The 22169-nt window shown below is 65.7% G+C and carries 21 protein-coding genes and 1 tRNA gene; 11 read left to right on the forward strand and 11 right to left on the reverse strand.

What is annotated here, in order from left to right; translation table 11 throughout:
- Nucleotides 1–7: 7 nt before the first annotated feature.
- Complete coding sequence (locus MUG95_RS05145) at nucleotides 8–1210, reverse strand: substrate-binding domain-containing protein (protein ID WP_247010003.1); 1203 nt, start codon at nucleotides 1208–1210, stop codon at nucleotides 8–10.
- 176 nt (nucleotides 1211–1386) lie between these two features.
- Between MUG95_RS05145 and MUG95_RS05150 the strand changes: the two genes are divergently transcribed.
- Nucleotides 1387–2316, forward strand: a complete 930-nt coding sequence (locus MUG95_RS05150; protein WP_247010004.1) for a hypothetical protein — start codon at nucleotides 1387–1389, stop codon at nucleotides 2314–2316.
- 1399 nt (nucleotides 2317–3715) lie between these two features.
- On the opposite strand, the gene MUG95_RS05155 is transcribed toward MUG95_RS05150, so the two are convergent.
- Together MUG95_RS05155 and MUG95_RS05160 are read right to left on the reverse strand one after the other, a co-directional pair.
- Nucleotides 3716–3789, reverse strand: a tRNA-Ile gene (locus MUG95_RS05155).
- Nucleotides 3790–3904: 115 nt separating this feature from the next.
- Nucleotides 3905–4432 (reverse strand): FxsA family protein, encoded by a 528-nt coding sequence (locus MUG95_RS05160; RefSeq protein ID WP_247010005.1) that lies wholly within the window; start codon nucleotides 4430–4432, stop codon nucleotides 3905–3907.
- Nucleotides 4433–4548: 116 nt separating this feature from the next.
- On the opposite strand from MUG95_RS05160, the gene MUG95_RS05165 reads away from it, so the two are divergent.
- The 5 genes from MUG95_RS05165 (at nucleotide 4549) to MUG95_RS05185 (ending at nucleotide 11508) form a co-directional block, all read left to right on the forward strand.
- Entirely contained in the window at nucleotides 4549–6183 is a 1635-nt protein-coding gene (locus MUG95_RS05165; RefSeq protein ID WP_247010006.1) for a DUF255 domain-containing protein, read from the forward strand.
- A gap of 117 nt (nucleotides 6184–6300) precedes the next feature.
- A complete protein-coding gene (locus MUG95_RS05170) occupies nucleotides 6301–7104 on the forward strand; it encodes a TrmB family transcriptional regulator (RefSeq protein ID WP_247010007.1) in 804 nt (267 codons plus the stop codon).
- Nucleotides 7105–7220: 116 nt separating this feature from the next.
- Nucleotides 7221–8267 carry a TAXI family TRAP transporter solute-binding subunit gene (locus MUG95_RS05175; protein ID WP_247010008.1) on the forward strand — a complete coding sequence of 349 codons (1047 nt, stop codon included), beginning with the start codon at nucleotides 7221–7223 and terminating at the stop codon, nucleotides 8265–8267.
- Nucleotides 8268–8289: 22 nt separating this feature from the next.
- Nucleotides 8290–8790 (forward strand): DUF1850 domain-containing protein, encoded by a 501-nt coding sequence (locus tag MUG95_RS05180; protein ID WP_247010009.1) that lies wholly within the window; start codon nucleotides 8290–8292, stop codon nucleotides 8788–8790.
- Nucleotides 8791–8793: 3 nt separating this feature from the next.
- Entirely contained in the window at nucleotides 8794–11508 is a 2715-nt protein-coding gene (locus MUG95_RS05185) for a TRAP transporter permease (protein WP_247010010.1), read from the forward strand.
- A 7-nt stretch (nucleotides 11509–11515) separates the two neighbouring features.
- Here MUG95_RS05185 and MUG95_RS05190 read toward each other — a convergent pair whose 3' ends face one another.
- The 6 genes from MUG95_RS05190 to ahbB all read right to left on the reverse strand — a co-directional run bounded on the left by MUG95_RS05190 (nucleotide 11516) and on the right by ahbB (nucleotide 17880).
- Nucleotides 11516–12295: an enoyl-CoA hydratase/isomerase family protein gene (locus MUG95_RS05190; RefSeq protein ID WP_247010011.1), complete on the reverse strand. Its 780-nt coding sequence runs from the start codon at nucleotides 12293–12295 to the stop codon at nucleotides 11516–11518.
- 254 nt (nucleotides 12296–12549) lie between these two features.
- Nucleotides 12550–13479 (reverse strand): GTP cyclohydrolase MptA, encoded by a 930-nt coding sequence (gene mptA, locus MUG95_RS05195; RefSeq protein ID WP_247010012.1) that lies wholly within the window; start codon nucleotides 13477–13479, stop codon nucleotides 12550–12552.
- 49 nt (nucleotides 13480–13528) lie between these two features.
- Complete coding sequence (locus MUG95_RS05200; protein ID WP_247010013.1) at nucleotides 13529–15322, reverse strand: sensor histidine kinase; 1794 nt, start codon at nucleotides 15320–15322, stop codon at nucleotides 13529–13531.
- Between the two features lie 9 nt (nucleotides 15323–15331).
- Nucleotides 15332–15919, reverse strand: a complete 588-nt coding sequence (locus MUG95_RS05205) for a response regulator (RefSeq protein WP_247010014.1) — start codon at nucleotides 15917–15919, stop codon at nucleotides 15332–15334.
- A 103-nt stretch (nucleotides 15920–16022) separates the two neighbouring features.
- Nucleotides 16023–16625 (reverse strand): response regulator, encoded by a 603-nt coding sequence (locus tag MUG95_RS05210; RefSeq protein WP_247010015.1) that lies wholly within the window; start codon nucleotides 16623–16625, stop codon nucleotides 16023–16025.
- Between the two features lie 217 nt (nucleotides 16626–16842).
- Complete coding sequence (gene ahbB, locus MUG95_RS05215) at nucleotides 16843–17880, reverse strand: siroheme decarboxylase subunit beta (RefSeq protein ID WP_247010016.1); 1038 nt, start codon at nucleotides 17878–17880, stop codon at nucleotides 16843–16845.
- 123 nt (nucleotides 17881–18003) lie between these two features.
- Here ahbB and MUG95_RS05220 point away from each other — a divergent pair, with 123 nt between their 5' ends.
- Complete coding sequence (locus MUG95_RS05220; RefSeq protein ID WP_247010017.1) at nucleotides 18004–18447, forward strand: MaoC family dehydratase; 444 nt, start codon at nucleotides 18004–18006, stop codon at nucleotides 18445–18447.
- Nucleotides 18448–18523: 76 nt separating this feature from the next.
- Nucleotides 18524–19594 carry an anthranilate phosphoribosyltransferase gene (locus MUG95_RS05225; protein ID WP_247010018.1) on the forward strand — a complete coding sequence of 357 codons (1071 nt, stop codon included), beginning with the start codon at nucleotides 18524–18526 and terminating at the stop codon, nucleotides 19592–19594.
- On the opposite strand, the gene MUG95_RS05230 is transcribed toward MUG95_RS05225, so the two are convergent.
- A complete protein-coding gene (locus MUG95_RS05230) occupies nucleotides 19595–19963 on the reverse strand; it encodes a hypothetical protein (protein ID WP_247010019.1) in 369 nt (122 codons plus the stop codon).
- Nucleotides 19964–20048: 85 nt separating this feature from the next.
- Here MUG95_RS05230 and MUG95_RS05235 point away from each other — a divergent pair, with 85 nt between their 5' ends.
- Entirely contained in the window at nucleotides 20049–20678 is a 630-nt protein-coding gene (locus MUG95_RS05235; RefSeq protein WP_247010020.1) for an RAD55 family ATPase, read from the forward strand.
- A gap of 49 nt (nucleotides 20679–20727) precedes the next feature.
- Entirely contained in the window at nucleotides 20728–21276 is a 549-nt protein-coding gene (locus tag MUG95_RS05240) for a peptidylprolyl isomerase (protein ID WP_247010021.1), read from the forward strand.
- 9 nt (nucleotides 21277–21285) lie between these two features.
- Here the strand turns inward: MUG95_RS05240 and MUG95_RS05245 are convergent, their stop codons facing one another.
- Complete coding sequence (locus MUG95_RS05245) at nucleotides 21286–21738, reverse strand: cupin domain-containing protein (protein ID WP_247010022.1); 453 nt, start codon at nucleotides 21736–21738, stop codon at nucleotides 21286–21288.
- A gap of 88 nt (nucleotides 21739–21826) precedes the next feature.
- Between MUG95_RS05245 and MUG95_RS05250 the strand changes: the two genes are divergently transcribed.
- Nucleotides 21827–22168 carry a ferredoxin gene (locus tag MUG95_RS05250; protein WP_247010023.1) on the forward strand — a complete coding sequence of 114 codons (342 nt, stop codon included), beginning with the start codon at nucleotides 21827–21829 and terminating at the stop codon, nucleotides 22166–22168.
- The last annotated feature ends 1 nt before the right edge of the window (nucleotide 22169 follow it).

Here is a 22169-nt window from a genome sequence, read left to right on the forward strand (position 1 = left end):
CCGACCGTCAGGGCTTGAGTTCGTTGACCTTGCTCTTCATCTCCTCGAGGTCGGAGGTCGGCAGCGGAATGTAGTTGTTGTCCTCGACGAAGGTGACCTGTCCGAACTCTGTGAGGAACATACTGAGGAACGCCGCCTCGCGCCGGTCGAGGCCCCCGCCGTTGGGGTTGCTGTCCTCAACGAGCGTGTACATGTGGAGGTTCCGGTTCAGCGGGTAGTCGCTGTCGAAGATGGTGTTCTCGGCGTCCGGGTCGGGTTCGTAGAGCGTCCCGTCGAAGTCGATGCCGATGGGTTGAACCTGGTCGCTCGTGAACGCCAGTGCCATGTACGCGATGGCACCCTGGTTCTGGGAGACGAGCTGGGCCACCTGCTGATTCTGGCCCTGGCGGGTGTCGACCTCCATCGGCGCGTCGGCGTCACCGAGCATGTTCAGCCGGAAGGAGGTGTCCGTCCCGGAGCCCTCGGCGCGACCGATGACGTAGATTTCCTGGTCGTAGTCGACGCCGTCGAGGTCGCTCCAGTTGTCGACCTCGCCCTGGTAGATGGCGCGGATCTGGTCGCCGGTGAGCTGGGAGACGCCGGCATCGGAGACGTCGCTGCTGACGACGACCGGCTGGCCGTCCCGACCGACGACGTTGTCGACGACCGTCTCTTGGGCCCGCTGTTCGCTCCAGTCCAGTTCTGCCGTGATGGGACCGGAGGAATTGCCGATGTCGACTAGGCCGTCGACGACGGCCTCACAGCCGGTGCCGGAGTGGCTCAGGCCGACCGTAGTCTGGAACGGCGGGTCAGAGCGTTGGTCGGTCGCCTCGAAGCCGAACTGGCTGGCGAAGTAGTCGGCGATGAGCATGTCGGTGTCGATTTCGTCCCAGCCGGGGACGCTCCCCTCGTCGTTGGCCCCCCAGTACTCGCCGTCGCTCGGCGGCGCGTTGGAGTTCCAGTAAGAACTACCCTTGTTCGAGATGGGGTACACCGTCGAGGACCCCTCGGCGTTGAGCAGCGACGTTTCGCTCCCGCCGCCTCCAGAGGAGCCCTCGTTCTGGCTCCCACCATCGCTGGACCCGTCGCCGGACCCGTCACCGTCACCGTCGGATCCGTCGCCGTCGGACTGTGAGTTACAGCCGGCCAAGCCGGCCGCACCAACCACACCCGACGTGACGAGGAACTTCCGTCGTGACAGCCGTTTCGACAGTTTACTGTCTGATGTCATCATCTGAGCCAGGTTGGGGGACAATAAAACCGGTTTATAATACCGAGGTGTTAGGCTCTTTACGGCCCCTGAACACACTGTACGGGTATATCGTATTTGTACCCGAACAGTTCGCTATTGCGTCTATATATTTGGCGACGGAAAGGATGATACAGTTCCGTACCGACCGGTCGTCCATGAGTCGCGTACACGGCCGTGACCTGACTGGCCGGCCGATTGCCGACGCCGTCGACACCGTGGTTTCGGGCAGCGACGCCGAACGAGAGACGGTCCGGCACACGCTCGACCGTGTGCTCGAGGACGGAGTCGTGACCGCGGCGGCATTCGAGGACACCGTGGGTCAGACGGCGAAGGTCCTCGCCACCGCGGAGACGCGAGCAGAGTTGGCCAGAACGGCTCTCGAGGAGGCACGGACGACAGCCGAGCCGGTCACGGAGGTGTCGCTGGTCCGGACCCGTCTCGACAGCCTCGCGGCGACCGTCGACTCGGTCGAAGAGGATCTAGCCGCTGTCCAGCGGACCCTAGGGAGCGTCATGGGTCAGGACGACGGCGTGACCTACGAAGCTGTCCGTGATTTGCGCGAGGTCCACGAGGAGGCGACGGGGGTCCAACACCGGGCCGACGAGGTACAGGTGGCACTCGAGGAGTTCGAGACGTGGGTGAACAACGAGGACGAACGCGCCGCGACCCTGCGCGGGGACGTCGACGACCTCGCCACGGCGGTCGACGCGCTCGAGGGCGCGGCCGAGGACGTCGCTGCGGACGGCGACGCGGCGACATGGGCCGACGCGGCGATGCAGCACGCATCGCTCGCCCTCCTCGTGGCGGACCTCCGGGCCGAACTGGACACGCTCCGGTCGTGGCCGGTCGCGACGGACGGAAACCCCGACTGGGACGCCGTCGCGGGGCGACTCGACACGCTCGAGGACCGCGTGACCGACGTGGCCGAGACGTTGGAACGGGCCTGCCAACCGGCGTGGCAGGACCGTTACGGTGCGTCCGTCGACGCGGTGCAACAGGTACTGGCGGACCGCGAACCCCCTGTCGACTGGGCCGCCGTACATTCGGTGCTCGACGTACATCGGCCGGCCGGTGCCACGACGTGACTGCTTCGAGAGTCGGCACGCCCATCGCCGAGATGGCCACACAGCGGGACCATCACGGCGACATTGGCTGACGAAACCACCCCGCAGTTCCGGTTCGACATTCGGGAGTGTAAGCGACTCTCGCCCGGAGGAGGCGGGCGGTTCCAGTTTCCAGAAACAACCACTGAGACGTACTGCGGCAGGATTCGTTCAACCCGTGAAAGAACGACCTCACTGCCCGTATTCACTTTTCGCGGTTGTCTCCGCTTCTGAAGCCCGTTAGCGGCACACTCTTCGTCGTGTCTCCTACGGTGTTACGTTCAGTTCCGAACAATCCCGTCTGATGAGGCTGCACTCCCGGGGATTAACCACATCCACCTCGGACGGGGAAATTTCAACACTCACCCCATTGTCCGCAGAGCCAGAACAACCGCTCTGGCTTGGCAGGTGCTTGTCGTGCCGCTGAATACAGAGCGCGTACGTTGCAGAGCAAGTGAACCTGAAACCGCCAGTCTCCCGACCTCGTCTCCGGTCACCTAGCTGGCTATGCGAGGGTCTGAAGAAAGGAGCAGGGCCTGATGGCGCGAGAAGTTCCCACCCATGTCATAAATCACATATTTTCGAATGTGGGTTGTCACTCCATCGTAACGTGTTGGCAGTCCGCTTCGAGTCGAACCGTTGGTGACCCGTCTTCAGCGTTCTCAATCCATAGCTCGATGCCACTCGAGTTCTGGCCGCTACAGGGGAGTTGTCGCTGCTCAAAGCCCGGCCAATCGCGTTCGAACTGGGTTCCGTCAACCGATACTTTGACACTTTCGGGGTCGGTTGATTCTGGGAATGGTGCGTCTTCGTTGGCCTCGTTACTATCAGAGAGATGATACTCTTTCTCGAAGAGCGTCTCCCCGCCGCTGTTTGTCACTGTGACCGTAACGTTGTGTGTTTCCTCCCGCTCACCCAGGTAGACGGTTACCCAATGGGCAGGCGTTGGATAGGATTGTAAGGCCGTACACCCGCTGGCGGCGAGTGGTGTCGCGCTCAGACTGATGAGGAACGCACGTCAAGTAATGGAGGGCATTCGAATCAGAATTGCCGAATCAGACTCTAATAAACCCGACTATTAATACTATATATTTGTCTCGTACTGACTGGTGTGACGTATGGGGCAGTCCGGGCGTGCGGCTCGCTCCGCTCGCCGTTCCGGGCTGTGACTTTCAGGGTACAAATGCCGTTTAGGAGCGTTTTCACGCTCGCAGACTCGTCGCTTCGCTCCTCGGTTGCGTCGCGGAGAACGTGGGCCACTCCGGATTCGAACAACGGCGAAGACGGTCCTGCTCACGATGCTGCGCGGGCTGCGACTTCTCTCGTTCAAATCCGTCCTGCGGCACGATGCGTCGCTCGCGGGTTGCGAGCGACAGAATAGTGGGCCAATCCGGATTTGAACCGGAGACCTCCCGGTTATCAGCCGAGCGCTCAACCTAACTGAGCTATTGGCCCGCACTGAGCGCGTCAGGATGTTCCGCCGTGGTTGTGTTAAGCGTTTCTTTTCAGCCGAGGCGAGACAGGCCACGGGAACCGGGAGACGGGACCCGCGTCTCCGGCCGTGAGCGCGTTACTGGCGGGTGTCGTCGTCGTCCTCGAAGTCCACGTCGTAGGCGTCCTCGTCCACGTCGTAGGTGTCGCCCTGTCCGCCCTGCCGGGGGCCGGCGGCGTCGGCGTCGCCGCCCGGGAAGCCGCCGGTGTAGACGTTCCCGGTGACGAACCCGCGGCCCTTCGCGTCGGCGTAGGGGACGACGACCCACTTCTTGACGGCGACGCGGATGGGGTACCGCGTGAGCGGGACGACCAGCACGAGCCCCACGAGGTCCGTCACGAGGCCGGGGGTGAGCAGGAGCGTCCCCGAAATCAGCAGGAGGCCGCCGTCGATGAGTTCGTCGGTCGGCGGTTCGCCCTGTCCGAGTTTGGCCTGTATCTTCCGGAGGGTGTTCCGCCCCTCCGCACGGACGAGCATGAGGCCCACGAGTGCCGTCAGAACGACCAAGGCGACGGTTGGCACCGCTCCCAGAAAGCCCGCCACCACGAACAACAGCATGATGTCGAGCAGGGGGATGAGCAGCAACACCGCGAGGATGCGGAGCATACCCACCGTAGCAGGCCGCGACTCAAAATAGGACCGCTTCCGACCGGTCTGCCCCGCGCTCGCAGTCGGCGGTCGGTGACGCAGGATTGATGCGTCGTGGTCGCCGACCCCTCGGTATGGACGACGCGGCGGCACGGACGAAAGTCGAGTGGCGCGAGTGGGGCGAGGACGCCTTTGCAGCCGCAGCGCGCGCGGGCAAGCCCGTCCTGCTCTCGCTGTCCGCCCCGTGGTGTACGCACTGCCACCGGATGGACGCGACGACCTACAGCGAGCCACGCATCGCAGCCAACATCAACGACGGGTTCGTTCCGGTCCGCGTGGACGCCGACCGCCACCCCCGAGTTCGGGAGCGGTACAACATGGGCGGCTTTCCGTCGACGGTATTCTGTACGCCCGACGGCGAGATACTGACCGGTGCGGGCTTTCTCGGCGTCGACGGCTTCCGGGACATCCTCGACTCCGTCCGAGGGACGTGGGACGCGAAGGGCACCGACGCCGGGCGCGTGCCGCGGGCACTCCGTGACGGCACGCCGCCGGGGGGCGACCTGACCGCGCGCGCAGAGGAACACATGGTCGAGCAGTTGCTCGCGGCCTTCGACGACGAGTTCGGCGGGTGGGGGACCGACGCGAAGTTCCCGTTCCCACAGACAGTCGAGTTCGCCTTGGTCCGGGCGCGCGACCAGGCGACGCGGACGCTCGAAGCAGTTCGGACGCACCTGCTCGACACCTACGACGGTGGCTTCTATCGCTACGCCGGGGCGCGTGACTGGAGCAGTCCGAGCCGCGAGAAACTCCTCGACGACAACGCGAGCGTCGTGCGAGCGTTCGCCCGGGCGTACCGCTACACCGGGGAAGAGGCGTACCGGACCCCCGCGGCACAGACCGTCGAGTACCTGACGACGACGCTGTGGAACGACGAGCGCGACGCTTTCGCGGCCAGTCAGGCCGGTGACGACGACTACTACCGCATGGGGCCGAGCGACCGCGAGTCGGCCGACCCGCCACACGTCGACCCGACGGTGTTCGCGGACCGCAACGGCCTCGCCGTCGAGGCACTGCTGGTCTTCGCCGCCTACACCGACGACGAACCCGCACGCCGGTACGCCGAGCGCGCACTCGAAACGGTGCTCGCGGACCTCGTCGAGGACGGTGCGGTGACCCACTACCGGGACCCGGACGGCGAGACGGGGGAGTCCGGTCTTCTGGTCGACCAAGCGCGACTGCTCGCGGGGTTGACAACCGCCGGGCAGGTCCTCGGGGACCACACTGAGACGGCCGAGACAGTTGCGACGTACACCATCGAGACGCTCCGGGACGAGACGGGCGCGTTCCGAGACGGGCCGCTCGACGGGTCGGGGCTCTGTGACCGGGCACTGTACCCGCTCGATACGAACGTCGAACTGGCGGACGCGCTGGTCGACTTGGCGGCCCTGACCGGCGACGACGAGTACCGGGATGTCGCGCGCGACGCCGTGACAGCGTTCGCGGGAGCAGCCGAGCGGCTGGGGGTCGAAGTCGCGGGATACGCCACGGTGGCCGCCCGGCTCGACGCACCCCGGACGTTCCGCGTCGGGGCTCCCGCAGGCAGTGACCTCCACCGCGCCGCACTCCGGGTGGCCGACCACGAGGCCGTCGTCGTTCCGGGCGCGGACGTGCCCGACGGTGAAGTCCACCTGTTCGACGACGGCGACCAGACCGGGACGGCCGACACGCCCGACGCCCTCGCGACGCTCGCAACCGGCGACGACTGAACTCGCCGCGGCCACACCCCCGACTCCGGTCCCGGACCGCCAAACCACGGCCGAGTTGCCGGGACACGACGGTAAACTTGCGATGCGTTTATATTCCCCCCATCCGACCGACACACAATGGCAAGTCTGAGAGACTTGGGGTTGTCCGAGTACGAGGCACGCGCCTATCGGGCACTACTGAAGACAGGTCCGACAACTGCCAAAGAGTTGTCACGTGTCAGCGACGTCCCCATGGGGCGTATCTACGACGTACTCAACAGTATCGAGACGTACAATTTGGTCCGGAGTCAGAGCGCGAGTCGGCCCAAGAAGTACGTCGCCGTCGAGCCGGGAACGGCACTCGACCGGCTGTTGGAGGACAAGAAACGAGAGTTACAGGAGAAAGCGACCCAGTACGAGGACATCGTCGACGACCTCGTGGGCGAACTCGAAACCTCGGAGCCGGTCGAGGAGACGTTCTGGACAGCCGCCGTCGGTCCCGACGAGACGGTCGATTTGCTGGTCGAGCGGATGGCCGCGGCCGACGAGCGCATCGTCATGGTCGCCTCGACGCTCTCCCAGCAGTTCGACATCGACACCGTCGGCGACCTGTTCGTGGAGGAACTGTCGGAAGCACTCGACCGGGGTGTCGAGGTGTCGCTGTTGATGCGCCCGGAACTCATCGATTCGCTCCCCGAAAGTGTCGGTGAACGCTACCAGTCTCAGTTGGCCCGACACGACCAGTTCAGCGTCCGCACGTCGAGCAACGTCACGGGGACCTTCGAGTTGGTCGACGACGCCGAGGTGTGTATCGAGGTCCCGCACCCGCTCAACGCCGACGAGACGTTCGCCGTCATCGACCTCAAGGACCGCGAGTTCGCGTCCAACGTCCGCTCGGAGTTCGAGCCACGGTGGGCCGACGCCGAGAGCCTCATGCTCTAGCGCGGTTGCGGACGGGGCGAGACGAGGTCCGCGAAACTGCGGATTTGGCCGGTTAGGACGCATTTACCGGCCATAAGCAGTGTATAGATATGTAGCGTGGCCGGGACGTGGGGGGTATGGTTCGACAGGCAACCCGGCGGCGGTTCCTGCAGGTCGCGGGCGTGGCAGGTATCGCGGGACTCGCTGGCTGTGGGCAGAACGGGGACGGCGATGACGGGGACGGCGACGGGAACGGTACCGAAACGGAGACACCGGCGGACGGTGACGGTGGCGGCGACGGGGCGACCCGTCTCACGTGGCACGCGGGCGGGACGGGCGGGACGTACTTCCCGCTCTCGAACGAGTTCAAGACCGTCGTCGAGGACAACACGGAGTTTACGCTGAACGTACAGTCGACCGGCGCGAGCGTCGAGAACGTCGGGAGCCTCGCGAACGGGGACGCGGACTTCGCGCTCATCCAGAACGACATCGCCTTCTTCGCCAAGAACGGCACCGGCATCGACGTGTTCCAGGACAACGCCATCGAGAGCATCCGAGGCGTCGCCACGCTGTACCCGGAGACGATTACCCTCGTGACGCTGTCGGATACGGGCATCACGCAACTGTCCGACCTCGAAGGGGCGACCATCAACACCGGCGACCTCGGGTCGGGGACGCAGGTCAACGCACAGCAGATACTCGACGCCGTCGGCATCGGCGAGAACTACACCGAGCAGAACGCCTCGTTCTCACAGGCCGCAGACCAGTTGCGCAACGGCGACATCGACGCCGCGTTCGTCGTCGGCGGGTGGCCAGTCGGTGCTATCGAGGACCTCGCCAACACCAACGACATCGTTATCGTCCCCATCGCGGGCGACAACCGCGAGGCCGTCAAGGACGCCGCGTCGTGGTTCGCCGACGACACTATCCCCGGTGGAACCTACACCGGCGTCGGGGACGACGTGGAGACTGTCGCGGTGCAGGCGATGATTGCGACCCGCGAGGGCGTGCCCGCCGACACCGTCGAGGGAGTCACGGCCGCCATCTTCGACAACGTGGACGACCTGACCATCAAGACGGACTTCATCAGCCGCGAGAGTGCTCAAGACGGCATGTCCATCGAACTCCACGAGGGTTCACAGGCGTACTTCAGTGACATGATGACCGAGACGGAGATGGGCTAACACCACGCCGACCACTCACTCGATGCTCCCACTCGTCAGCCCCGGCCGCGTGTTAGTGGTGGGAGCGGTGGCGCTACTCGTCTCCGCGGGCGTCGTCGCCGGCATCGGGCCACAGCGCGCGCTCGTCGTCGACGGCGCCGAGAGCGGGACCACGCTGCTCGCCGTCCCCGTCGAGAACGGGACCGAGGTCGGCCTCGAATACACCCACAGCGTCGAGCGGTCGCGGGTCTACGACGGCTACACGGTTCGGGGCGACCGATTGGAGAACACCCGGATGGCCTTCGAGTCCTACGGCTGGGGGCTCCCGTCGCGGGCGAACGTCAGCCGGGAGAACGGGACGCTGGTCTACGACCCGCCCGGCACGTTCACGGAGGTGTACGTCCACCCGGGGGACATCGCCGACCACACGCTCGTCGTCGGGGAGCGGGCGTACAATCTCACCGCCGTCGCGGGCGGCGACTCGGTCCGACTCCACCTCCGGAAACGGTCCGGCGTCGAGCGGATTCGCGGGGTTGTGGGGTGAGCGATGACGGTGGAATCGCCGGACGACGCCGACGACGATAGGGACCCCGAGGAGTTCCGGCAGGAGGCCGAGGAACTCATCCAAGAGATAGAGCGGCGGCGGTCGCTCCGTGGCGCGGGTGCCGTCGTCGTCGCCCTCATCGGGTTCCTGTTTTCGACGTACCAGATACTACTCGCCTCACAGGGGTTCGAGTTCGTGTTCGACGTGCCCTTCGTCGGTCCAATCGAACTCGCCTCGCTCCAGTTGCTCCAAGCCAACGCAGTCCACGTCGGGTTCGCGCTCGTCCTCGCCTTCCTCGTCTTTCCCCCCTCCCGAGGCGACGGGTTCGTCTCCCGGCGATTCGGCCGGGTGACGCCGGCAGTTCGCGCCCGGGTCGGTGCCGAGAGTCCGGTCACACGGGTCACGGAACTGGCGCGCCGTGCCGTCCGGTGGGTCGCCGTCGACCCGGACATGGACCGCGTGACGCCGGTCGATTTCGTCCTCGTCGTCCTGTCGATACTCGCGACTGCCTACCACGTCACCGACTTCGGCGAGATACGACGGATGCGCGTGTTCGGCCTCGAAGCGGGCCGTCCAATACAGGAGGTGTTCACATTCCTCGACCCGGTGTCCGTCCTGCTCGGGCCGCTGACCGGCGTCTCCTACGCGTTCCTGCTGGGCGTTCTCGGCGTCCTCCTCGTGTTGGAGGCGACCCGCCGGACCATCGGGTTCCCGCTGATGGTCATCGTCGCCTCGTTCATCGTCTACGCCCGCTACGGCGTACTCATCCCGCAGAACATGCCGTTCCTCGGCATCCTCTCCATCCCCGAGTTGAGTTGGCCCTCTATCATCCAGAACCTCTGGTACAACACCGAGAACGGGGTGTTCGGCATCCCCGTCACCGTCTCGGTACAGTTCATCTACATCTTCATCCTCTTCGGGGCGTTCCTCGAGATGAGCGGTGCAGGCCAGTGGTTCATCGACCTCGCGTACGCCGCGACGGGCACCCGGAAGGGCGGCCCCGCCAAGGCGTCTATCCTCGCCAGCGGGTTCATGGGCACCATCTCCGGGTCCTCCATCGCCAACACGGTCACGACGGGCGCGTTCACCATCCCGCTGATGAAGCGGTCGGGCTACCGACCGGAGTTCGCGGGTGCGGTCGAGGCGGCGGCCTCCTCCGGCGGGCAGATTCTCCCACCCGTGATGGGTGCGGCCGCGTTCCTCATCGTCCAGTACACCCAGACCCCCTTCGCCGACGTCATCATCGCCGCCACCATCCCCGCCGTCGTCTTCTTCTTCGGCGTGTGGGTGATGGTCCACTTGGAGGCGTCCCGGCAGGGCATCGGCGGCCTCGACCCGAGCGAACTCGTCGACATAGGGCCACACCTCCGGCACGGGTGGTTCTACATCGCGCCGCTCGGCCTGCTCCTGTACTACCTCATCATAGAACGGCTCTCCGTGGCCCGGTCAGCGTGGTTCACCGTCCTCGCCGTCGTCGCGCTCATCACGCTCGTGGCGGCCTACAGCGAGGACACGAGACTGCCGCTCGCGGGGGCGTTGCTGGCCATCAGCGGTGCCGAGTTCCTCGCGCACCTCCTCGCGGGCGTCGGCGTCGTCGGTCTCCTCACCGGGACCGGTGGCGCGGGCGTCCCACCCGGCGCGGCGTTCGCCATCGTCCTCGGAAACGCCGGCTGGTACGCCATCGGTGCGGGGCTGTTGGTCCTCGCGTTCAACCCGCGCATGACGGCGAGTATGTTGGAACTCGACCCGAAGGTACAGGACGCCGCCGACAGAGGGGCGGCCGCCGCCAACCGCCCCTCGCTCGCCGAGAACCGCCTGTACCGCGTGCTGATGTTCGGCGGGAAGTCGATGGAGGCCGGTGCGCGGACGGCCGTGCCGGTGGTCATCGCCGTCGCCGCCGCGGGTATCATCCCCGGCGTCATCAGTGTCTCCGGTCTCGGCCCGAACCTCGTGTCGCTCATCCGGGCCGTCGCAGCCGGGTCGCTGTTCCTGATGTTGACGCTGACCGCCGTCTCCTCCATCATTCTCGGGATGGGGATGCCGACCACCGTGACCTACATCATCCTCGTGTCGCTGCTCGGACCGGCACTGGTCACCTTCGGCATCCCCCTGCTGGCCGCGCACCTGTTCATCCTCTACTTCGGCGTCATCGCCGACATCACGCCGCCCGTCGCCGTGGCGGCCTACGCGGCCTCCGGCGTCGCGCAGTCGGACCCGTTCCAGACCGGCGTCGAGGCGTTCTCGCTGTCGCTCAACAAGGCCATCGTCCCGTTCGCCTTCGTCCTCGCACCGGGCATCGTCCTCCTGCGGACCGGAGTGGTGGTGCCCAACTCCGACAAGACATACCGCGTCGTCAACACCGCCGACCTCACCGACCCCACTTTCGCCATCCCCGAGGTGCTGATTCCGGTCCTCGGCGTGTTCGTCGGCGTCGTCGCCCTCGCGGCGACGGTCATCGGGTTCCTCTACACGACCGTCAGCAGAGCCGAACGGGCCGCCTTCGCCGTCAGTTCGCTCCTGCTCATGGCTCCGGGTCTCCTGCTGGACGTAGTCTTCGACCTGCTCGAACTCGCCGGCGTCGCCGTCTCGCCGGACACGTTCCTCCTCGATATTGGCCTCCGCGCCGTCGGCCTCGTGGTGTTCGTCGCGCTGGTCGTCAAGAACAGGCGAGAGGCCGACGCGGAACCGACGCATGCCGAGGCCGCCGAGCCAGCCTGACCCGCCGTCAGTACCCCTCGAACGCGGGGTCCCGGTCCTCGAGGAACGCCGCCATCGCCTCGTGTTGGTCGTGGGTGTCGAAGCAGGACGCGATAGTCTCGAAACTGTGCTGGATGCCGGCCTCGATGCCGTTCGACCGCCACGCCCGGAACACCTCCGACTGGCGGCGGGCGATGACCGGGCTCTTCGCCGATAGTTTCCCCACGAGGGTATCGACGGCGTCGTCGTACGCTTCGGGCGGCACCGCCCGGTTGACCAGCCCCAACTCCTCGGCCTCGGTCCCGGACACCGGGTCACCCGTGTAAATCATCTCCTTTGCGGCCTGAAGGCCGACGAGTCGAATCAGCAGGCCGCCCTGAATCCCCGTGACCAACCCCGCGTTGATCTCCGGCAGACCCAACGCCGCCTCCTCGGTCGCGACCCGGAAGTCACACGACATCGCCAGTTCCAGTCCCGCACCGAGGGCGTACTCGCCGCAGGCACAGACCGTCACCGCGTCCTGATTCCGCACCGCCGCGTTCGCGTCTCGGAGCGTCCCGATGAGTTCCCGGGCCTCCGACGCGGAGAAGTCCTTCACCGCGTCGAGTTGTAACCCGGCCGTCAGCCCGCCGATTCCGTCGGCGGCGTCCGGGCCGACGGTCAGAACGGACACGTCGTCCGGGACCGACTGCGCGGCGTCGCGGAGGTCACCGATGGCGTCGGGCGAGAGGAGGTTCAGGTCGCCGGTGTCGATACGCAGGTGTGCGACCCGGTCGTTCTCCGGGTCGCGAGAGGTTGTCACGGGCATCGACCCGGGTTCGTGGACCGGGGTAATAAACACGGGACCCGATTCGGTTCAATCCGGTGAAACGCATCCGCCGGTTCGGCACCGTACTCCCCGTTCACTTCCTGCTTCAGGTCCCGCAACTCCGCCACTCGCTCGGCGTGGGCGTCACACTCCACCGTTTTCTTCGTCGGGTGGCCTCACAAACTCGGCCACCGCTCCTCGAAAACCGTGGGGGAAAACCCGGACCCTCACTTCGTTCGGTCCCGCGAACCGTCTTACTCCCCGTTCACTTCCTGCTTCAGGTCCCGCAACTCCGCCACTCGCTCGGCGTGGGCGTTGTGCTGGTGGATGGACTCGTCGTTCGACTGTTTCATCGTCACGATGGCGTCGTCGGGTAGGTCCGGGAACTCCTTGACCACGGCCTCGGCCATCGAGCGCACGCAGTCCTCGACGAACTTGGCGTTTTTGTGGGACTCGTAGGTCATGTGGTCCTCGTCGGGACGCTTGGCGAGGTTGTAGATGCGCGCGCTCATTGACTCCCGGGCCACCTCGATGATGTCGTTGAGGTTGGCCTCGGGCGCGCCCTCGCTCTCGATGGTCAGCGTGGCGTGGCCGCGCTGGGAGTGGCCGGGTTGGGGCACCTCCGCGAGGAAGTCGTCGATGACGCCGTCCTCGACACCCAAGCCGCGGAGCGTCTCGCGGGCACGGGATGTCGACATTCCCTGCGAACAGGGACAGACAGTCATGCCGGTGACGCGGGCACCGATTTCCTCGTGCGTTCCCTCCTCGGTGGCGGTTGCCGACGCGATGATGTCGGCCGTCGACTGGGTGGGCCGGTCGCTCTCGGGCGTCTGCTCGCGGGTGACGTACTCCGCTTCCATCCGCACCTCGGCTTTGGTCGTGTAGTCGTGTTTGTCTATCAGCCGTTCTGCGGCCTCACCACATACGTCCTCGACGCGGCAGACCTCCTGAGAGACGGCGGCTTCCAGCGTTTCGTCGACGACTTCCATGTTCCGAGACATGTCTGCCCCCTTCCGCCACGATGGTAAGTCGACGAACACCTCGAACTCCGCCATCAGGACGATTGGACGGTCGTCGGTACGGCCGAGTTTCACGAGTTTTTCGACGCCGGTGACGCCGACGCGGTTCAGTCCGACGGAGACCTCCGGACTCGACGCCTGCACGTCCGGCAGTTGCTGGCTCATCGGAGCATCCTTAGGGCTGTATCCTGATTAGTGCTTTCGAAAGGGAGTGTCACGACGGGTCACGCCGGGCCGAGGACTGTCGACGGAAGTCGATGCCGATGTCGAGGTCCTCGACGGGCGACTTCACGGCGTCCTCGGGTGACCCATCGACCGCAGGGAGTCGAAGCGTGACGACGCTGCCACCGCGGTCGTTCTCGTCGAAGGCGATGGTCCCCCCGGATTCGGTCACTATCCAGTTGATGAGCCAGAGACCGAGGCCGCTGACGTGGTCCAGTTGCGTCTCGCGGCCGCGCAGCAACACCGCGCGCTCGCTCTTCGGGATGCCGGGGCCGTTGTCCGCGATTTCGACGACGATTTCGTCGTCCGCCGTCTCCCGAACCGAGACGGACACCTCGACGAACGTGTCGGGGTTGTCGTTGTGTTCGATTGCGTTCTCCACGGCGTTCGTCACGGCGGCGTCGACCAGTTCGATGGCCGACGCGTACGCACCGGGTTCGAGGTCGGTCTCGATGTCGACGGTCGGCCGGTCGGCCGTGACCTCGTCGATGACCCGCTCGACCATCGCCGATACGTCCACGACCGTCGACTCGACGTTCTCGCCGTCGAGTGCTTGCTCTAGCTGTCGTACCGTTACGCTCAACTCGACCAACCCCTCGACGTGTTCCTTGATTGCATCGACCCACTCGGCGTCTGGGTGTTCGCGCTTGCCGAGTTCGGCGTATCCGAGGATGACGTTCGCCTCGTTTCGCAGGTCGTGGCGGAGCGTCCGGTTGAGCACGTCGAGACGCTGTTCGCGTTGGCGGCGTTCGGTCACGTCGCGGAGACTGACGAGGTGGCCCCGCAACAGGCCGCCGCCGCGGTGCAGGTCCGAGATGCGCACGTCGTAGTACCGCAAGTCGTCGTTCCGGAGTGCGATTTCCGTCTCGTACCGCCCGTCGGAGGCGTCCGCCGCGGCCTCGGCCACGTCGTCGAGGGCCGGGAGGGTCGCCGACAGGTCCCGGCCGATTATCTCGTCTCGGTCGATGCCGGCGATATCGCTGGCGTGAGCGTTGCAGTCGATGACCGTCCGCCGGTCGTCGACGATGAGGACGGCCTCCGCGAGGTTGTCCATGAGTTCGTCGCGCGCGACTTCGCGGGCGACCGGAACGAGTTCCAGCAGTTTGTGGCGGTAGATGGCGACGAGAAAGAGCGCGGCACTGGCCGCGAACGCCGCCGGCGTCGGGTCGAACGGCGGGCGGTAGTACCCGCTGATGTACGCGGCGTTGACCGCCCACGGGATGAAGATTCCCAGCGCGATGGCGGCAGTCTGTCCGCGGTAGTGGTGGTCGGCGATGAGCAGCATCCGAACGAGGAGAAACGACCCGACGAACAGGAGGAGATACGAGTAGCCGCTGTGGACCCAGAACCACGGGCCGAAGTCGAGCGAGAGGGCCGCGTATCCACCGACCTGCACGAGTTCCCGTCCCGCCCACATCAGGTCGTGGACGCCGTTCGTCCACGCGATGACCTGCGTGAGTGCGGGGACGACGAGCAAGGGGACCGGGCCGTACCGCGTCAGCACCGTCCTGTTCCCGGTGTACTCCTCGGCGAAGTAGAGAAACGCGACGGGGACGAGCGCGATGGGCAGGTACGTCAGGCTATCGAAGAGGCGCGAATAGAAGAGATCGGCACTGAACATCCGTCCGGCAGCCAGCCCGACCCACACGGAACTCAGTGAGGTCAGCCACACCAGCGGTGCGACACCCGGCGTGTCGCGGTGCCGGTACGCGACGGCCCCGAGTGCCGCGACCACGACGGTAATCCCGACGTGGATGATTGCGTACGGGCTGTATTGCCAAACCATACCCCACGGTCAGGGCTGTTGCTGACCCGGGGAGTCGCTGTCACTCCCGGACGAGAACAACGCGTCCATGTCGCCCCCCTCTAGGTCGAACATCGCTTCATCGAGGGCCCCCTCAAGCTCCTCGATGCGGTCTGTCAGTTCCTGATACTCGTCGCTCGCCTCCAGCGTCGACTTGCTCTTTGCGGACTGGAGTGCCGCGCGCTTCGAGACGAGACGGTAGTACTCCTCGAACGTCTCGTCGTACTCGGCATAGGAGAGCAGTTTGTCTACCGTCTCGTAGAGGTCGTCCCGCGAAATCGGCTTGACCAGATAGTCGTCGAACCCCATGTCCAAGATATCGAAGTCGGGGTCGACTGCCGTCACCATCGCCACGCGCACGTCGAGGCCCTCGGCACGTATCTGTTCGAGCACCTCGTCGCCCGACATCCCGGGCATCCGCCGGTCTAGGAAGGCGATATCAACATCCTCGTCCAGTTTTTCGAGTGCCTCTTCACCACCGTATGCGATGCGAACATCGTACTCTACCTCCAGATGCGCGCCATAGATGTCCGCAACCGCTTGCTCGTCGTCGACGATGAGGATTGTTATCTCGCCCAAACCTACTCACTCATCATATCTGAGAGAAACGAGAGTAAAAAGCTTTTCCGCAGATTAGGCAGTGTGAAACGGGCCGGCCGCCCCCACATCACAACGGTATTGCTCACTCTTCGGTCACGCCATGTGCGACTTCGCCCCGCTCGTGTATCTCCCGGAACACCGTCGCGAAGTGGCGGTCCTCGAACTTGTCGACGGTATCTTCGAGTTGCTCCCTGAGCGCGTCCCGTTTCCGTTCCAGTTCCTCGAACTCCTCGCTGTTTTCGAGTGCGGTCGCACTCTTGTTCGCCAAGAGCGTCGCGTACTTCGAAGTCGTCCGGTAGTAGTCCTGTAACAGGTCCTCGTACTCCGCACAGGTGAGCAGTCGCTCGATAGTGTCGACCAAGTCCGATCTCGAAACGGGCTTGGTCACGTAATCGTCGAACGGCATCTCGATGATGTCGAACCCGGGGTCGACTGCCGTCACCATCGCCACGCGCACGTCGAGACCCTCGGTGCGGATGCGTTCCAGCACCTCGTCGCCGGACAACCCCGGCATCCGGCGGTCGAGCAGCACGATGTCCGTCTCCGCATCGAGCGTGTCCAGTGCCTCCTCACCGCTGTAGGCCACGTCGACCCGAAACGACTGTTCCAACTGTGCGGCGTACGCGTCGGCCACGTCGGCCTCGTCGTCGACCACCAGTACAGTGGGGAGGTCACCGGATGTCATCTGACCGTATGTCTCTTGGCCAAAAGAGATAGATAAGCGTTCCGGGCGTTTTAGATCCGGAGTCCCGACGAACGCGTCGACCACCACCCCGACCGTACCCCCCAGTCGTTACTCCCCGACAACATGCGACCACCTTTTTGCCCTCGCGTGGCCTCGTCACCTCGGCCACGCTCGCCGAAAAGGCTGGAGCAAAAACCCCGACCGTACCCCCCGGTCGTTACTCCCCGACAATATCGTCGTACCGTGCCCCTGTCTGTTTCAGCGTCTCCGTCGAGTAGAGCCGCTCGTGGTCGACGGGCAGGTAGTCGGCTGCTAACTCGTCTATCTTCGCGTCGACAGCGTCCGTCTCACGGCCGTGTACCATCGTGAACAGGTTGTACTCCCAGTCCTGCTCCGGGCGGCGTGGACGGTGGTAACAGAGCGTGACGTACGGCAGAGAGCCGACAGTCTCGCCGCGCGCGTCGAGTTCGTCGTCGGGTACGTCCCAGACGACCATGCAGTTGCTGTCGAACCCGGTCACGACGTGGTTGACGACACAGCCGACGCGCTTGATACAGCCGTCGGCTACCAGTCGCTCGATGGCGTCGAGGACGGCGGCCACGTCGGCGTCCACCGCGTCCGCGATATCGCGGTACGGCGTCGCGGTGAGCGGGAACCCGCCCTGGATTTCCAGCAGGAGACGGCGGTCGAGGGCCGAAAAGTCCGCCGCCGCGTCCTCGCTGATGCGGGTCGCGGAAGCGTCCGTTCCGGAGACGGACTCGCGTGCGAACCGGTCGCCGTTGACCACCGGGAATTCGAGGTCGATGTAGTAGTCGGTCAACATCGGGAGGACTAGCACGCTCAACCCCGTCTCCGCCTCGATGTCCGCGATGATTTCGTCGCGTGTCTCGCGGGACCCGGCGGTGACGACGAACCACATGTTCCACTCGTGGTCGCGTCGGTAGTTGTGGTTGACCTGCCGGTGGCCGTTTATCACTTCGGCTACCTCCTCGAAGCGGTCCTCGGGGGCGGACACCGCGGCGAGCGTCGAAGAGCCGATGACCGGCGGGTTGAGGACCGCCCCGAACCGCCGGAAGATACCCGTCTCGCGCAACCGCTCGACGCGGGCCAACGCGTCGTCCTCGGAGATATCGAGGTCGGCGGCGACAGTTCGGAACGGCCGTTCGGTGACGGGGAATCCGCTCTGGTATCCGTCGACCAGTGCGGCGTCCACCTCGTCGAGGCCCTCGCGCCAGTCACCCGACTGGAGACTCATTGTTCGGTTTTAGTGCTACCACGGCCTAATCCTGTCGCTTCCGGTCGGTCGATGTCGGGGCTGTCCCGGACAGGGGAAAACTGCTCCGAGACGCCTATGTACCACCCCGCCGTGCCTCGCGACATGACCCGCTACTTCGAGGACATCGCAGTCGGCGACACGACCACTCACGGCAGTTACACGGTCACGGAAGACGAGATAATCGAGTTCGCCGAGCAGTACGACCCGCAACCGTTCCACACGGACCCCGAGGCGGCCGAAGATTCGATGTTCGGCGGCCTCGCGGCCAGCGGGTGGCACACCGCCGCCGCCTGCATGCGCCTGCTGGTCGAGACGATGGAGCGCGAGGAGTGGGCCTCACAGGGTGCCCGGGGTATCGACGAACTCCGGTGGATTCGCCCCGTCCGCCCCGGTGACGACCTCTCCATCGAACTCGAAGTCGTCGAGAAACGCGAGAGCGACCGCTCCGGCCTCGGCGAAGTTGACAACCGCATGACTGGGTACGTCGACGACGAGGCCGTCATCTCGTGGATCGGACTGGGCCTGATAGCGAAGCGAGACGCATAGAAACGCCCCGGTCGCGGTCCCAGAGACTGGGAACGAGTCGCAGGGTATTTCGTCGCGCCGTCCCGAAGGTGTTCGTATGGCACAAGCGACTCGCGAGTTCGGGGAGTGGCCGCTCAAGCGACTGATGACCGAGGTGGTCGGTTCGGGCCACAAGTCCGCCGACGACATGGACCGCGGGCAGGCACGGGAGGCGTTCCAGCGGATTCTCGCCGACGAACCCGACCACACGACGCTGGGTGCGTTCCTGCTGGCGAACCGCTGGAAGCGCAACACGCCCGAGGAACTGGCCGCGTTCGTCGACGTGATGCGCGAGGAGAGCGTCGAGACGGCCGAACCCGACGCCGACCCCGTCGACTGCGGCGCGAACTACGACGGCAAGCACTCGACGGCCATCCTCGGTGTCGCCGCGGGCGTCGTCGCCGCCGCCGCCGGGACGCCCGTCGTCGTCCACTCGGGCGACCGCGTCCCCACGCAGAAACTCGACGCCTACAAGCACGTCCTCGAGGCGTTGGGCGTCGAGACGGACCTCACGCCCGCCGAGAGCGCGGACATGGTGGACGAGGTCGGTTTCGGCTACTACTACCAGCCCAACTTCAACCCCGGCGTGGACGACCTGTGGGAGCGCAGGGACAACATGGGCGTGCGCACGTTCGTGAACACCGTCGAGACGCTGGCGAACCCGGCCAACGCCGACGTTCACCTCGGGAGTTTCTACCACCTGCCCTTCGCCGTGCGGATGATAGAGACGCTCCAAACCGCCGAGACGCAGTCCGTCGACCGCGTGCTGATGTTCCAAGGGTTGGAGGGGTACGACGATATCCGCCCCGGGTCGACCGTGGTGGCGGAATGGACGGAGGGGGACGACGAGGTCTCGGACTTCGAAATAGAGACGCCCAACTACGGGATGGACTTCGAGAGCGAGGACATAGAGGTCGACCCCGTCGCCGGCGAGTCCGCGACAATCACCGAGGAGGTCCTCGCCGGGGAGCGCGACGACCAGTTCGCCGACGCCGTGGCACTCAACGCCGCGCTCCGCCTCTATGCCCGCGAGGACGCCGACTCGCTGGACGAGGGACTCGAAACCGCCCGCGACACCATCGAGAGCGGCGACGCGGCGGCGGTCTTAGAGGACCTGCAGGCCTTCTAATCAGTCCAGTAGCCGCGAGGGAACCACGTAGTTCCCGATGACGACGGCGGCGAAGGCCACGATGACCGCCGCGTCGGGTGCGAGGACGCGGGTGACGACGACCATGAGCGCGGCGAGTTCGATTGCGACGACGGTTGCGGCGACGGCACTCCACCCGGCCGCGCGGAGCGGTGTGAGTCGCTCGGGCCAGAACCGTCGGTAGACGAGCGATGGGAGGAGCGCGACGGCGAGGGCGACGAGGAAGACGACCCGAACCGTGTCGCCGAAGGCCACCCACAGGAGATAGGCGGGCGCGAGTGCGAGGAGCGCGGCCACGCCGAGGACGATGGTTTCGTCCCGGAGCCACGCCGGCAGTGACTGACTGCTCATGTCGGTGCGTGCGTTGCCCCCGACAAAACACGTCCGATAGCCACTCGGCGGCAGGCTTATCGGTGCCGTTCTCGTCTGTCGGTGCATGGCCGACCACGCGAGCGGACGGCTCTCGACCGGGGTCGCTGGACTCGACGGGGCACTCGACGGCGGCGTCCCCGCGGGGAGTCTGGTCGCCCTCTCGGCGGCCCCGCGAGCGCAGAGCGAACCGCTCCTGTACGCGATGGCCGCCGCGAACCCGTCGCGGTACCTCTCGACGCTCCGCCCCGAGTCGGCGGTGCGTGACACCGTAGTCGCGACGGGCTACGAACCGGGCGAACTCGACGTGCGAGGAGTCGACGGTGAGTCCGTGCTGGCCGACCCGAAGACCCATCTCTCGGGGCTGGACCCGGGGTCGGTGCTGGTCGTGGACCCGACGACGGAACTCGAACAGGGGGAGCGAGAGCGGTACCGCGAGTTCCTCGACACCTGCAAGCACGCGCTCCGAATGACCGACAGCGTGGGCCTCCTGCACTGTCACGAGAACACGCCGTCGGTCCTGCGCCGGGACATGACGCTCGCCCGCGCCGACCTCGTGTGGGACGTTCGGACGGCGGTCCGTGAGGGGACGCTGCGGACGTGTCTCGGGGTAACGAAGTTCCGCGGCGGCCAGCCAACGGGAATGTTCGACCTGTCGTTCGCGGACGGCGTGACCGTCACGCCGCGGACGGAGTGAGCGGCCACGCATCCACAGGCTTTTGCCGGAACCGGACCACCGTGCTGGCATGAGTGACCTGACCGCGACACTCCACACGAGCGAGGGCGACATCGAAGTCACGCTGTTCGACGAGCGCGCGCCGAAAACCGTCGAGAACTTCGTCGGCTTCGCCGAGGGAGCGGACGACTACGAGGGGACCGACATCGGCCGCGGGACCGGTGCGTGGGAGGACCCGGACAGCGGCGAGAAGCGCGTCGACCCGCTGTACGACGGCGTCCTCTTCCACCGCATCATCGAGGGGTTCATGCTCCAGACGGGCGACCCGACGGGAACCGGCCGTGGCGGCCCGGGCTACACCTTCGACGACGAGTTCCACTCGGACCTGCGCCACGACGGGCCGGGCAAACTCTCGATGGCCAACCGCGGCCCGGACACGAACGGCTCGCAGTTCTTCGTCACGCTCGACGCACAGCCACATCTGGACGACAAGCACGCCGTCTTCGGGGAAGTCACCGACGGGATGGACGTGGTCGAAGCCATCGGGTCGGTCGACACCGACGCCAACGACAAGCCACACGAGGACATCGTGCTCGAATCGGTCGAGATTCACCGCTGAACGGCGGCCCTACATCGACAGGTCGGCCCCGCAGTCGGGGCAGGTGAGGGACACCCCGTCGGCACCGACCTCGGCAACGTGGTAGTCCGCGCCACACTCGCCACACGGGACCGCAGCCCGCGTCTCGCCAGCCTCCTGTGGTGCCCCCATCGCGACGGCGCGGACTCGGTCGTCGCTCTCGTTCGTGCCCTCCTGATACTCGCCGGGAGCGAACCGGACGACTTCGTTCGGGCCGACCGTTACGGTGTCGTCTTTCGTCTGGAAGGTTGCCGTCCCCTCGACGACGAGGAACACCTCCTCCTGATTCATGTGGGTGTGGAGCCCGCCGGAGAAGGAGTCGCCGGGTTCGAGTTCGTAGTAGTTCAACGCCATGTCGGCGAGGTCGAGCGGCTCGGTGGCGTGTTTGGTTACTGTCGCGGTCCGCGGGTGGTTCTCCAGTTCGTCGAGTGAGGCTGTCTCCATCGCGGTGGACAGGTCGGCCGCGACCCGCATAGTTCTGTTCCCGGTGACGAAACGACAAACGAAAGACCCGTGAGTGACAACCGCAGGTATGGCTGACGAGGACGAACCCGTTGACCCGAGCGAAATCGGTGAGCGGGACGCCCCGCCCGTCGCAGAGAAACCGTACAAGATTATCTTCGAGGCCAACAAGTGCTTCGGGGCGGGCAAGTGCGCAGAAGTATCGGGGAACTGGGACCTCGACATCCACACCGGCATCGCCGATCCACAGACCTACTTCTTCGACGAAGACGAGTTAGACCACAACGTCCGGGCCGCCGAGGTGTGTCCGGCGAAAAAAGAGAAGGGCGTCATTCACGTCGTCGACCGGCGGACGGACGAGGAAATCGCGCCGGACCCACACGGCGACGGTACGCTCTCCGTCGACTGGTGAG

This window comes from Halorientalis litorea (genome assembly GCF_023028225.1).
In the GTDB taxonomy this organism is placed as follows: domain Archaea; phylum Halobacteriota; class Halobacteria; order Halobacteriales; family Haloarculaceae; genus Halorientalis; species Halorientalis litorea.

What these genes read in the sequence shown, in the direction of transcription:
- MUG95_RS05145 (WP_247010003.1), bottom strand. Translation starts at nt 1,210, where the DNA reads ATGACATCAGACAGTAAACTGTCGAAACGGCTGTCACGACGGAAGTTC.
- MUG95_RS05150 (WP_247010004.1), top strand. Translation starts at nt 1,387, where the DNA reads ATGAGTCGCGTACACGGCCGTGACCTGACTGGCCGGCCGATTGCCGAC.
- MUG95_RS05160 (WP_247010005.1), bottom strand. Translation starts at nt 4,432, where the DNA reads ATGCTCCGCATCCTCGCGGTGTTGCTGCTCATCCCCCTGCTCGACATC.
- MUG95_RS05165 (WP_247010006.1), top strand. Translation starts at nt 4,549, where the DNA reads ATGGACGACGCGGCGGCACGGACGAAAGTCGAGTGGCGCGAGTGGGGC.
- MUG95_RS05170 (WP_247010007.1), top strand. Translation starts at nt 6,301, where the DNA reads ATGGCAAGTCTGAGAGACTTGGGGTTGTCCGAGTACGAGGCACGCGCC.
- MUG95_RS05175 (WP_247010008.1), top strand. Translation starts at nt 7,221, where the DNA reads ATGGTTCGACAGGCAACCCGGCGGCGGTTCCTGCAGGTCGCGGGCGTG.
- MUG95_RS05180 (WP_247010009.1), top strand. Translation starts at nt 8,290, where the DNA reads ATGCTCCCACTCGTCAGCCCCGGCCGCGTGTTAGTGGTGGGAGCGGTG.
- MUG95_RS05185 (WP_247010010.1), top strand. Translation starts at nt 8,794, where the DNA reads ATGACGGTGGAATCGCCGGACGACGCCGACGACGATAGGGACCCCGAG.
- MUG95_RS05190 (WP_247010011.1), bottom strand. Translation starts at nt 12,295, where the DNA reads ATGCCCGTGACAACCTCTCGCGACCCGGAGAACGACCGGGTCGCACAC.
- mptA (WP_247010012.1), bottom strand. Translation starts at nt 13,479, where the DNA reads ATGAGCCAGCAACTGCCGGACGTGCAGGCGTCGAGTCCGGAGGTCTCC.
- MUG95_RS05200 (WP_247010013.1), bottom strand. Translation starts at nt 15,322, where the DNA reads ATGGTTTGGCAATACAGCCCGTACGCAATCATCCACGTCGGGATTACC.
- MUG95_RS05210 (WP_247010015.1), bottom strand. Translation starts at nt 16,625, where the DNA reads ATGACATCCGGTGACCTCCCCACTGTACTGGTGGTCGACGACGAGGCC.
- ahbB (WP_247010016.1), bottom strand. Translation starts at nt 17,880, where the DNA reads ATGAGTCTCCAGTCGGGTGACTGGCGCGAGGGCCTCGACGAGGTGGAC.
- MUG95_RS05220 (WP_247010017.1), top strand. Translation starts at nt 18,004, where the DNA reads ATGACCCGCTACTTCGAGGACATCGCAGTCGGCGACACGACCACTCAC.
- MUG95_RS05225 (WP_247010018.1), top strand. Translation starts at nt 18,524, where the DNA reads ATGGCACAAGCGACTCGCGAGTTCGGGGAGTGGCCGCTCAAGCGACTG.
- MUG95_RS05230 (WP_247010019.1), bottom strand. Translation starts at nt 19,963, where the DNA reads ATGAGCAGTCAGTCACTGCCGGCGTGGCTCCGGGACGAAACCATCGTC.
- MUG95_RS05235 (WP_247010020.1), top strand. Translation starts at nt 20,049, where the DNA reads ATGGCCGACCACGCGAGCGGACGGCTCTCGACCGGGGTCGCTGGACTC.
- MUG95_RS05240 (WP_247010021.1), top strand. Translation starts at nt 20,728, where the DNA reads ATGAGTGACCTGACCGCGACACTCCACACGAGCGAGGGCGACATCGAA.
- MUG95_RS05245 (WP_247010022.1), bottom strand. Translation starts at nt 21,738, where the DNA reads ATGGAGACAGCCTCACTCGACGAACTGGAGAACCACCCGCGGACCGCG.
- MUG95_RS05250 (WP_247010023.1), top strand. Translation starts at nt 21,827, where the DNA reads ATGGCTGACGAGGACGAACCCGTTGACCCGAGCGAAATCGGTGAGCGG.